Source organism: Stenomitos rutilans, from assembly GCF_059505485.1.
Genome location: NZ_JCACKR010000159.1, coordinates 1 through 12,049, shown reverse-complemented (window position 1 = coordinate 12,049; position 12,049 = coordinate 1). Strand labels below are relative to the sequence as shown.

General features: G+C 51.3%; 10 protein-coding genes. 6 read left to right on the top strand and 4 right to left on the bottom strand.

The annotated features are described in order from the left end of the window. Positions 1–182 precede the first annotated feature (182 nt). From AC5JLP_RS31510 to AC5JLP_RS31500, 3 genes are all read left to right on the top strand, one after another. Positions 183–1,901 carry a cellulase family glycosylhydrolase gene (locus tag AC5JLP_RS31510; protein WP_496071817.1) on the top strand — a complete coding sequence of 573 codons (1,719 nt, stop codon included), beginning with the start codon at positions 183–185 and terminating at the stop codon, positions 1,899–1,901. Positions 1,902–2,293: 392 nt separating this feature from the next. Further along, positions 2,294–4,405, top strand: coding sequence for a serine/threonine phosphatase (locus AC5JLP_RS31505; protein ID WP_496071816.1), 2,112 nt, complete (start codon positions 2,294–2,296; stop codon positions 4,403–4,405). A gap of 208 nt (positions 4,406–4,613) precedes the next feature. Continuing rightward, positions 4,614–5,918, top strand: coding sequence for a protein kinase domain-containing protein (locus AC5JLP_RS31500; protein WP_496071815.1), 1,305 nt, complete (start codon positions 4,614–4,616; stop codon positions 5,916–5,918). Positions 5,919–5,990: 72 nt separating this feature from the next. Here the strand turns inward: AC5JLP_RS31500 and AC5JLP_RS31495 are convergent, their stop codons facing one another. The 3 genes from AC5JLP_RS31495 to AC5JLP_RS31485 all read right to left on the bottom strand — a co-directional run bounded on the left by AC5JLP_RS31495 (position 5,991) and on the right by AC5JLP_RS31485 (position 7,954). Next, positions 5,991–6,227: a DUF4327 family protein gene (locus AC5JLP_RS31495; RefSeq protein ID WP_496071814.1), complete on the bottom strand. Its 237-nt coding sequence runs from the start codon at positions 6,225–6,227 to the stop codon at positions 5,991–5,993. Positions 6,228–6,429: 202 nt separating this feature from the next. Beyond that, a complete protein-coding gene (locus tag AC5JLP_RS31490) occupies positions 6,430–6,729 on the bottom strand; it encodes a (2Fe-2S) ferredoxin domain-containing protein (protein ID WP_496071813.1) in 300 nt (99 codons plus the stop codon). 73 nt (positions 6,730–6,802) lie between these two features. Beyond that, on the bottom strand, positions 6,803–7,954 hold the full coding sequence (locus tag AC5JLP_RS31485; protein WP_496071812.1) for a CobW family GTP-binding protein: 1,152 nt from the start codon (positions 7,952–7,954) through the stop codon (positions 6,803–6,805). Positions 7,955–8,201: 247 nt separating this feature from the next. Between AC5JLP_RS31485 and cysS the strand changes: the two genes are divergently transcribed. From cysS to AC5JLP_RS31470, 3 genes are all read left to right on the top strand, one after another. Then, positions 8,202–9,647: a cysteine--tRNA ligase gene (cysS, locus tag AC5JLP_RS31480; protein WP_496071811.1), complete on the top strand. Its 1,446-nt coding sequence runs from the start codon at positions 8,202–8,204 to the stop codon at positions 9,645–9,647. 172 nt (positions 9,648–9,819) lie between these two features. Further along, positions 9,820–10,965: an AI-2E family transporter gene (locus AC5JLP_RS31475; protein WP_496071810.1), complete on the top strand. Its 1,146-nt coding sequence runs from the start codon at positions 9,820–9,822 to the stop codon at positions 10,963–10,965. Between the two features lie 258 nt (positions 10,966–11,223). Further along, positions 11,224–11,694 carry a CRR6 family NdhI maturation factor gene (locus tag AC5JLP_RS31470; RefSeq protein WP_496071809.1) on the top strand — a complete coding sequence of 157 codons (471 nt, stop codon included), beginning with the start codon at positions 11,224–11,226 and terminating at the stop codon, positions 11,692–11,694. Positions 11,695–11,757: 63 nt separating this feature from the next. Here AC5JLP_RS31470 and AC5JLP_RS31465 read toward each other — a convergent pair whose 3' ends face one another. After that, a complete protein-coding gene (locus AC5JLP_RS31465) occupies positions 11,758–11,916 on the bottom strand; it encodes a hypothetical protein (protein ID WP_496071808.1) in 159 nt (52 codons plus the stop codon). Positions 11,917–12,049: the final 133 nt, after the last annotated feature.

Below are 12,049 nucleotides of genomic sequence, written 5' to 3'. Positions count from 1 at the left end.
CATGAATGGTATAGAAAGAAATCAGGGGTTGCCACTGCCAACCATTTCCACCACTCGAAGGCACCTTTTATCGGTAAGATACGTCAGCCTTTTCAGCATTGCATGTGAGCATCTACGTCGCTTTGACTTAGAGTGAGTCAACAGTAGAGTGAGTCAACAGTTCTGCACATCTGGTAGAGCATATGCTTCAACTTGAGCGATGGCTTCGATGCCTCGGCACGGCTGCAAAGCAACGTTGGTTGAGGTCTGTTTGGAAAGGGCATTGGAAAGGGCAACAGTGGCCATCACCTCAGCCGCACTGCAACACACGCAGCCCTCACCAACTAAATGTTTATCAACAAAATGTGCGCTGGCGTTGGATCATTCTGTTTCTGGCTGCGACCTTCCTGAGCCTCTCGCTGCATCGGCTACCCCTGGCAGACGCCGCAACACTTCAGCTTCCCCTTGCAACCAAGGGCGCTCAAATCATTGATGCCAACGGTCAGGCAGTTTTGCTACGAGGCGTTAACTGGTTTGGCATTGAAACCGAAACGCAAGTGCCTCATGGTCTTTGGGCGCGTGACTACAAGGAAATGTTGGCGCAGATTAAAGGGTTGGGCTACAACCTCATTCGGCTGCCGTATGCAGTGCAGAGCTTACGTGCAACAGCCATCAGCGGGGTTGACTTTACGATCGGCAGCAACCGCGATTTACAAAACAAAACGCCCCTTGAAGCGATGGATTTGATCATCCAGGAGGCGCAGCGGCAAGGGCTGATGATTTTGCTTGATAGCCATCGTCTCAACAACCAGCAGATTCCTGAGCTTTGGTATGGCGACGGGTTTACCGAAGCTGACTGGATTGATACCTGGAAATTACTGGCAACCCGCTACCAGAGACAGCCCAACGTGATTGGAGCAGACCTGAAAAACGAACCGCACGGTCGCGCCAGTTGGGGTACCAACGATCGCGCAACCGATTGGCGACTGGCAGCCGAACGAGCGGGTAATGCCATTTTAGCGATCGCCCCTCACTGGCTCATCGTCGTCGAAGGAGTGGAACGCAATGTTCCTGGGCAAAAGCTCTCCGGTCACTGGCAGGGAGGCAACTTGGAAGGTGCGGGACGCTACCCAGTGCGCCTCAACAAGCCAGGTCGGCTGGTCTACTCACCCCATGAATACGGCCCTGGTGTTTACAATCAGCCCTGGTTTTCAGAGGCGGCCTTTCCCAAAAATCTGCTCAACCGCTGGGAGATTGGCTTTAACTACCTCGCAAAACGTAACCTTGCCCCCATTCTGATCGGTGAATTCGGTGGGCGGCAGGTAGACACCACGTCTAAAGAGGGCATCTGGCAACGGCAGTTCGTTAGCTTCATTCAGCAGCAAAAACTCAGCTTTAGCTACTGGAGTTGGAACCCTGACAGCAGCGATACAGGGGGGATTTTACAGGCCGATTGGCGCACGGTAGACCAGGCAAAACAGCAATTACTCAACCAACTCCTACCCACTCCTGGAACTACTGTACGTGTGTTATCTGTCAGGTCATCGGTTCAGCCTTCTCTTGCTCCGATCGTCTTGCCATCACCGTCACCCGCCTCGATCGCCCCTTCAAGCTCAGATCAACAGCTACAGGTACAATCAACCATCCAATCAGACTGGCAAACAGGCTTTTGCACGGCCATTCGGGTGACCAACCAGAGCAGCAGCAGCCGTCGAAACTGGCGCTTAAGCTTTCAAATGAACCAGGCAACCATGCGTAATAGCTGGAACGGCACCTTCACCCGACAAGGATCTCGCTACACCGTAGAGCCACCCGAATGGGGACGAGTCATTGAGCCGAATCAGTCCATTGATCTGGGCTTTTGTGCCGCCAAACGAGGAGCAGACTATCAGTTAAAAAAACTGGCCGTTTCTAGTCAGTAGAGCATCGGCTGAAGGCTTAAAGGGTGACTTTCTAACTCCTTCTAAAACTATTGACTCCTACGTTGCCCGTAGAACCAATCACTTTAACTCCTTTCCTCTTCCCCCTTGTCCCCTTCCCCCTACCCCTTAACTCAAAACTTTTCCGCTAATCGCCAAATAACTCAAATGTCCTTCTCCTTGCCGATCAGTGCCGAGTGTCAAACATTTAGGTAAGCTGTATACAGAGGAGCAGTTTTGGGAATTCTGCTTAAATAGGCTACAGTCTTGTCTGACAGCTTATAAATTGTGCTGACGGCAGTGACCTGATTTCAACCCTGTGATGGGTACTGGTTTATCTCTGCGGCTAATGCCCCACCCTGAGCCTCCCAACTGGGAATGAAGGAAATCCCACTATGCTTGTCTGTCCTCAATGCCAGTTTGAGAATCCCAATACCAATAAGTTTTGCCAGGAATGCGGCACATCGCTGACTCAAAACACCTGCCATGAGTGCGGCAGTCTTGTACCGTTTGATGCGGTGCAATGTGAGGAATGTAGCGAGATTGCAGGGGTCATTTGGTGGGCGCTTATTGTTGGTGCGCCGCGTGGATCTTCTGAAAGCTCTTCCAATATTGCCACAGCACCAAACGTAGCTGTCGTAGATGCTACAGCAGCGATTAATGACGAGCAACCCCAAATATTTCTCGATCGCCGTCAGCGCTATCGGCTGTTAGAGACGCTACCATCCTCAGATGCCGCTCAACTTGAAAGGCACGTTAGAGTTTTGGATTGCCAACCGTTTCAGATGTCGCTCCTAGAAGCGCTGGCGAAACAGGGATCAGAGTCTTCCTCAATAGGACAGCCCCAGAATGAAGGTCAAGCTAACGGAGTAGACGATAGTGAGCTTACAGCATCAGGCAAGCGGCTGCCTTCGGTACAAGCAATGGCTGTGCCTACGATCGCTCAACCATACTTAACACTGGGCAGTAAATTTCATCAAGCCCTACCCGTTATTCACGATGCCTGGCAGCAAGACGGACAGCAAATTATTTTGCTAGAAGATCGGGCGACTTTACCACGCCTGATTGATTTGTGGCTAGATGATGAAGTCTCCCTGCCGCCTCTGCAGCTTTTGCATTGGCTCTACGAAATGGTCGAGCTATGGAGTGCCCTGGAAGCGTGGCAAGCCTGCCGAAGCTTACTAGAGATTGACAACCTGAAAGTAGACGAAGATCAAGCGCTTTGCTTGCAGCGCCTGTATTCTGACCTGCCAACGGTACCGCTCACCTTGCGCGATCTAGGGCAATTGTGGCAGACTTTGTTCGCCCAATCGCAGCGGACTCAAATTGGTGCCATCTACGTGCTGCTAGCCGATTTAGAGGCTGGCAAACTAGAGACCATCGCCGATTTGCGATCGCGCATTGAGGAAATTGCCCACGAACTCCAGGCGAACCAGCCTGAGACTGAGACTATGCCCGATTTTGAAAGCTTTGAACCGACTGACGCATCTATCGTTGACCCCGCGATCGCACCAGAGCAGGCATCCCCTTCAAGCAGTGCCGAACTGAATCCCTCCACGGCTGCGACTCGTTTAGAAGTGCCCCTACCAGAGCCAACCCTACCGCCAGAAGGCGATAACGATAACGATGACCTCCCAACCGTCGTTTTACCCATGCAGTTGTTCAGCCTAGAAGATGCTGGACGAACCGATATTGGTCGGCAGCGTGATCACAACGAAGATTACTTTGGCATTGAAACCCAAACCGCAAAACTGGAAAGCCCGTCTGGAAAGACTGTCCACGCCCGCAACCTCTACATTTTGTGCGATGGCATGGGCGGACACGCAGGCGGCGAGGTAGCCAGCGCGCTAGCGGTCGATACTCTGCGTCGCTATTTTCAAGAAAAGTGGCAGAGTACGCCTTTTTCAGATGGTGCTGCCAACAAATTGCCGGGACCAGATGTGCTCATTGATGCTGTTCAGCTTGCTAATAAAGCCATTTATGACGTCAACCAGCAAAACGCACGCTCGGGCAGTGGACGCATGGGTACTACGCTGGTCGTTCTATTGATTCAAGATACCGAAGCCGCCGTAGCCCATGTAGGCGATAGTCGCCTTTATCGCTACACCCGCAAACGTGGGCTAGAGCAAATTACGATCGACCACGAAGTCGGTCAACGCGAGATTCAACGGGGGGTTGATCCTGATATTGCCTACGCTCGACCTGACGCATACCAACTCACGCAGGCGCTAGGCCCCCGCGATGAGCATTTCATCAAGCCAGACATTCAGTACGTTGAACTCAACGAAGACACCTTACTGCTGCTATGTTCAGATGGGCTGACTGATAATGACTTACTGGAAACTCACTGGCGCACACATATAGAGCCGCTACTCAGTTCGCAAGCCAATTTAGAGCAGGGAGTATCGCAACTAGTTGAGCTAGCCAACCAATTCAATGGGCATGACAACATTACGGCGATCGCCATTCGCGCTAAAGTGCGCCCCAATCTGGATCATTTACGCTAGCACCCGGTACGGCTGATATGGTTGAGTTGATCGTGATTCAAAGCAGATACAGTTGGGCGAACCGCCAGCTCTAGCCAATTGTGCATGTTGGGCAAGCATCACGTTGGGTCGGTATCACGTTGGGCAAACAAACCTTGAGCAGACCCTTAGCCGCAGCACCTAGACACTCTACAACCCTCTGTTTAACGTCTAGAGTTCACCGTCCAACATGGTCATTCTGACCCTCCTCCACCCTCAATACAGAACACCACTCAAGCAGTGGTGCTTTCAAAGCGAGTCGCTGATTCGGATTGGTCGCGCACCGGGAAATCATGTCATCCTGGATGATCTGCTGGTGTCTCGACACCATCTAGATTTACGCCAGGTAGACGTCTCTGCGACAGGCACTACGGTTGGGGGAACGGCCTCCTGGCATCTCGTGAATTACAGTTCTAACGGCACCTATGTCAACGGAGCCGTATTGTCCCAGGGGCTAATCACAGAGACGTCCTTGCTGCAACTCGCTCACGGGGGGCCGTTACTCAAACTACAAATCTTAGCGGCAACGGGATCAGCCGTCCTATCTCAGTCTGCGATCATCAAAGAACCTCAACTGCCAGCCATTCCCCAGACATCGCCAGTACTCAAGCAACCGCAGCGGATACCCTGTACCCATAGTGGCAATCCCGCCGCCAACTTGTTTTGTACGCACTGCGGGTTGCCTGTCAAGGTCGAAAAAACGATTCGACAGTATCAAGTGCTGCGCGTGCTGGGCAAAGGCGGTATGGGTACCACCTACCTGGTATGGCATCCGGCTTCCATATCAGCCACTGGAGAACCACAGAATGCGCTACGCGTACTCAAAGAAATGAACGCCGATATGGCGAAAATCCCTAAAGCGCAGGAACTCTTTGAGCGAGAGGCAAGTACGCTGAAACAACTTAACCATCCTGGTATTCCTAGATTCTACGACTTCTTTATTGAAGCGGGTAAGAAATATTTAGTGATGGCGCTGCTGCATGGTCAAGATTTGGAGAAGCGGCTGCGTCAGCATGGCCCGGTCTCACCCCAACAAGCGATCGCCTGGATGATGCAAACCTGTGACGTGCTGGGCTATCTCCACACGTACCACACGCCCATCATTCACCGCGACATCAAACCGGGCAATTTGCTGGTACAGGCAATCACCAACCGCATCGCTGTACTAGATTTTGGCGCGGTCAAAGCGGTAGGAATTCCCTCTGGCACTCGCATTGGGGCAGAAGGGTATGCCGCGCCTGAACAAGCTCAGGGACGACCAGTAACCCAATCTGATCTTTACGCGATCGGCCCCAGCCTCATCTACTTGATTACAGGCGAAAACCCCAGTCGTCTTTACAAAAGGACGAGCAACGGCTATCAATTTATGTTGGATGACTACGCTGACATCACGCCCTCATTGCGCCAAGTCATTGATCACGTCACGCAACCTCGCGCTTGCGATCGCTACCAGTCTGCAAAAGAGCTAAGCCAAGCGCTAGCCAACTGCCTATAAGAAAGGCTAAAAGATAAATAACGAAGGATAAAAAGCGTTGACCTTTAGCCCTTAGCCTTCATCCTTTCTTTCCTACTCTTCTTCTTCCCAGCTTTCAACCGCCAGCAAATCGCTCACGGGGTCTTGCATGGTGAAATCAAACGATAGTAACTCTTGCTTCCAGTGAGACCAGTCGTCTCCATAGAGAAGCGCAATCTTCCAAATGCTGTCTGTTGGTTTTAGCAGCTTGCCATCGACGAGTGATCGCACCTGACGCTGCAATTTAACCATTGGGTGGGTAACCTGCTGGCTCATACCGATTTTGGTCATGTAATTGAATTTTGTAAATACTCTGCTCGACGCTTCTCAATAATGTCTTGGCAACGTGTAGATGAATGCTATGACGGAGAAGCAGCCGTTTCAGCCATTGATATTAGCATACTCCAATGAGCTGACAACTAATTCCTAAAAAAGGTAGTTTTAATAGGGGAATTACCGAACCGAAACCGCCCATGAAGCAACTGCACAGACATTAAACAGCTTCTTCACCAGCAGGGTGAAAGCGCGGATGGAGAAGTGAGCTGACAGGGCGACCTTGCTTAAGGTGCTCTTCCACGATCGTCTGCACATCCTGAGCCTTCACTCGGCAGTACCAGGTGTCGTCCGGCAAAACCCGCACGGTGGCACCCATATTGCACTGCCCCTGGCAGCCACAGCCGATCACCATTGTACCGGGAGTCGCCCACGCTTGAAATGAAGCCAGCACAGCCGCTGACCCATTTCTCAAACAATTGGTGTATTGACAAACTAGAACCTGGCGACCGGAGTTCATGCGTAAAAGTTAAGAGTTTTAAGTTTTGAGTTTTGAGTTACGAGCAATTGAATTCATCACTCAAAATTCAAAACTACTTCCTAAACCCTTTGCCTCGACTGGCAGATGCGACGGTGAGGCAGTTCTCAACCTGCGATCGCAAGGCTTCGTGATCCAGATTTTGCCCAATCAACACGAGCTGATTTTTAGGTGCGCCTTTCCAATCATCATCATCGAGCGAAAAGCGCTTGCCGCTGAGGTGAAAGATATGACGTTTGGGGCTTTCGCTGAACCAGAGAATGCCTTTAGCCCGGAAAACATTGGCGGGTAACTGGTTATCCAAAAAGAATTGAAATTTGCGAATGTCGAAGGGCTTATCGCTCGCAAAGGAAACAGACGTAAAGCCGTCGTTCTCCAAGTGATGCGAGTGATGGGCGTGATCGTGGTCATGCTCACAATGCCCATGATCGTGGTCGCAGGCAGCATGATCGTGATGCTCATGGCTGTGGTGCTCATGCCCAGCATGATCATGATCGTGATGCTCGTGACCAGAATGATCATGATCGTGCGCGTTCTCATCCGGGTCAAAGTATTTGTCGGATTCAAACAACCCCACGCTTAGCAGCATTGCCAGTGGCACCTGCCCTTTCACCGTCCGAAGGATTCTCGCCCCTTCCTTGATGTCGCGGATTCTGACTTCGAGTGCATCCAGGGTGGCTTCTTCTACCAGATCGGCTTTGTTGAGCAGAATGATGTCACCGTAGCTAATCTGGCTGTAGGCCGCTTCGCTATTGAACAGATCCAGGCTGAAATTCTCGGCATCGACCAGGGTAATGATGGAATCGAGTCTGGTCATGTCGCGCAGTTCGGTGCCCAGAAAGGTGAGCGCTACAGGTAGGGGATCAGCGAGTCCAGTGGTTTCCACAACGAGATAGTCGATCGCGTCTTGTCGCTCCAGCACTTTGTAAACCGCTTCGACCAGATCATTATTGATGGTGCAGCAGATGCAGCCGTTGCTCAACTCCACCATGTCTTCGCCCGTGGTGATGATGAGTTCGTTATCGATCCCAATTTCGCCAAATTCGTTCACCAGAACGGCTGTTTTAACCCCTTGCTGGTTCGTCAGGATATGGTTAAGGAGGGTGGTTTTGCCGCTACCCAAAAAACCTGTAATGATCGTGACGGGTAAGCCATGCTTGGGAGCATTGATCGCAGAGGATGAGGCAGGAGTGACCGCTGATTGCATAGCGCAAATGTTCGAGACGTTAGAGAATGCAGAGTATAGAGCTAGCCAGCAGCCGTTGCAAACAATGGTTTCTGGTAAACGCCGGAAGACTCAAAGCGTTTTGCTCACTTCCCCCTTATTATTACCGATCTGGAGTAGGTTGTTCGATAGCAAAGAAATCGATCGCCAATAAACCGATCGCTACCCCGTTAACCCTGTTATTTCTGTTTGTCCCTTTCTATTCGCCCACTGCTGTTTGCCCATTGCCATGCCACTAACGCTTTACAACACGCTCACTCGTCGCAAAGAACCGTTTGAACCGATCGAACCGAGCAAGGTGCGGATGTATGTCTGCGGCATCACGGCGTACAACTACTTTCATGTGGGCAATGCAAGAGCGTTTGTGATGTTTGACGTGGTGCGACGCTACCTCATGTGGCGCGGCTATACCGTGCGCTATGTGCAGAACTTTACCGACATTGACGACAAGATTCTGAAACGGGCACTGGCAGAAAACACCACAATGGGGGCCATTGCTGAGAAATATATTGCCGCCTATTTTGAGGATGCCGATCGCCTAAATATTCTCCGTGCCAATGCGTATCCACGAGCAACCCACACGATCGATGGCATTCAGCGCCTCATTCACGAATTGGAGCAGCGTCAGTACGCCTATGCTGCCGATGGAGATGTCTATTACGCTGTACGCCAGTTTCCAGACTACGGCAAGCTTTCGGGACGCAAGCTAGAGGACATGCAAGCAGGGGCTAGCGGACGTGTGGATGTAGATGAAGACGCAGGCAAAAAGAAAGATCCCGCTGATTTTGCATTGTGGAAAGCTGCCAAACCGGATGAACCATTCTGGGAATCACCGTGGGGCAACGGCAGACCCGGCTGGCACATTGAATGCTCGGCGATGGTGCGCGATGAACTGGGTGAGTCGATCGACATTCACGCAGGCGGTATGGATCTGACCTTTCCCCATCACGAGAACGAAATCGCCCAAAGCGAAGCGGTTACAGAAAAGCCACTGGCGCGGTATTGGCTCCACAACGGCTTCATCAATATGGATGGCGAAAAGATGTCCAAATCGTTGGGCAATTTTCGACTCACGCGCGATTTATTAACCACCTATGACCCAATGGCATTCCGGTTGTTTGTGCTTCAGGCGCATTACCGCAAGCCGATCGACTTCACCGCTGATGCTATGGATGCGGCTGCCAACGGTTGGAAAACCCTCAAGGAAGCACTCCAGTTTGGCACCCAGTTTACTGGATTGCCCGGATGGTCATCTGAAGTCGATGCGCTAGATCAGGAAACGATCGATCGCTTCAACGAGGCAATGGACGACGACATCAACACCCCGATCGCCCTTTCGGTTGTCTTTGAACTGGCAAAGTTGCTCAGTCGGGAAGGCCATCAATTAGTGCATCAAGACAAGCCCGATCTGACGATCGAACACTTGCAGCAACAGTGGCAGACCTTTATTAAGCTCATTGATGTGCTGGGTTTAACCGCTCAGACAGCCATAGAAGTGGCAACTGCATCGGATGGTTTAACAGACTCCAAAATTGAAGCCCTGATTCAGCAGCGGCAGGAGGCGCGACAGTCGAAAAACTGGGCAGAGAGCGATCGCATCCGCAACGAGCTTCAGGCACAGGGCATTACGTTAATTGACCAGAAGGATGGCGTAACGCGATGGCACCGCAACTAGGGAAAGGATAAAGGATAAAAATGAAAGAAGACTGTGTTTTAGAAACTGTGACCTGTCTCCTTGATTCTTTGAATTCTCTACAGACTGAAGGATCTTCAAACTCTTTCAGCCTCTAGCTTTCAGACTTTGTTTTTTTAGCCTTTAGCTTTTAGACTTTATCCTTTCTTCCCCTATGTCCGACCAGCGCATTACCATTTCGCTTTCTACCATCTTCAGCATCCTGTTGACCGTGCTGCTGTTGGTGTTGCTGTGGCAGTTGCAGAGTCTGCTGATTGTGCTGATGATCTCAGTGATCTTGGCGGCGACCCTTAGCCCGATCGTGAACTGGGCAGAAAGTCGGCGAGTACCCCGGTGGTTAGCGGTGATTGGTGTGTACCTGACGCTGATTGGTGGGTTTGTCGGCGCGGGTGTGCTGATTGGCCCCACAGTGGTGGAGCAAACCGATCGCCTGATTACCCAAATTCCCGTTTATTCAGAAACCCTGTTCAACTGGGTTCAGGGGCTTGCCTTGCGACTGAATACGTCTCATCCAGAGCTTGTGCCGCAACTGGTGAATCCGCAAGCGTTGACGAACTGGGTGTTTCGCTCCAGTCAACAGGTGTTGCTGCGATCGTTCGGTTTAACAAAAAACATTGTGGGCGCATTGTTCAGCGTCATTCTTGTTCTGCTGATTTCCGGCTATATGGTAGCAGGCAGCAAGACGTTGATCCAGGGCGTTGTGCAACTGTTTCCCCATCCGTGGGATCGTCGTCTCGCCGCACAAGTCAAGCCTGTAAGCCAGCGTATGGGTGGGTTCATTCAAGGTCGCGTGGTTGTTTCTGCAATCCTGGGGGTTGTCACGACGGTCGGCTTAAACGTTCTGGGACTGTCTGAAGTATCCCTGGCACTGGGCGCGATCGCAGGCTTGACCAATCTGATTCCTTTTGTTGGCCCTTTCCTGGGAGCGATCCCAGCTCTCATCGTGTCCCTATCGATGGGTGGGGTCACCTGGCTATGGGTGTTGCTGCTGTTTGCGATCGTGCAAAACCTGGAGAGCTATATTCTTGATCCCTTACTGGTCGGCTCCTCTGTCAACATCCATCCGCTGTATCAACTTTTAGCTGTGTTTGGCGGCACTCAGGTTTTAGGTATTCTTGGCGCGGTCATTGTGCCGCCGTGGGTGGCTGGTGCTGCTGTTCTGCTGGAAAACCTGTATCTTCGCCCCAAACGCATTGCTGAAGCCAGAGCAGAGCGATCGCGCAAGCGGGAGACAATGAACGCAGAGAATCCCACTGGTGACGCTGATACGGCAACCACGAGTAAGTTGGTTCGCACGTAAAGTTTGCCTGTAAGAAATACATAGTAGGACTTACGCATTTGCCCCCAACCCTCCATTTTGGCGGCTTTCATTGGCTCGATTCCCCCTTTCTTGTATACCCCCCAAATGCCCCCAAGGCCATAAGTTGGGGACTAGGAGGTGAAAGATGACCGCTTTTGCGTAAGTCCTGGAAGAAAAGGTAGGATTAATGCTTCAGTTCAAGAATCGCAATTTCGGAGGACAATAAACGGGGATGCTGTCTTTCTGGATTTCACGGCAATGATGACGATCGCCCTCAACGCAAACTTGATCAACGCGCTTGATCTAGCACCAATTCAAACGGTCGTGGACTCACTCTTAAAGCAGGGAAGCATCATAACGCATGAACAACAGCTTCAGTTCGCGATCGACTATCCGCAAGCGCCAGATGATCCCCGCGAGTTGCCAGAAATCCCTGAAGTGCGCCTCTGGTTCATTCGACTGGATGCGCGCTATCCCTGGTTGCCTTTCTTATTGGACTGGAAAGCAGGCGAACTAACCCGTTACACAGCCATGTTAGTGCCCCACCAATTCCACCCCAAAGATGGCATTCAATACAATCCAGAAGCATTAGAAATCTTTGTGATGCACAAATTATTTGCGCTAAGCACCTGGATGCAACAACACGGCATTGATGGCAACGCTCGACTCAAAGCCATGACTCAAATGTTTGGCTACGAGATCGACAACGACTTTTTTGAACTGCTGTGAACTGACGGGATCACCAGTCCAACTCAGTCGAATAACTTTGTACGCTGCACTGGAGCACGGTTACTAGGTTGCCACGCCAAGTTGCTTAAAGTGAGGGGCCGAGTCTCTTACACCCCAGCGGCGCTTAATTAAACCAGCTTCCATCTGAAACCATTCGATCGCCAGGACTTCAGAGGTCAAATTTGTAGGCTGCTGACCACGGAGTTCTACTTCTAACTTCATGTCGAATGAGTGGTGAAGCTAAGACCAGAGCGGAGCAATCTGATCAAACTGGCCCCAACCTAAAGCGCAGTAAATGAGTAGACTTCCTGCATGAATCATGCGGGGTGTGCCAGTTCGTAGTTCAGCAACCCAG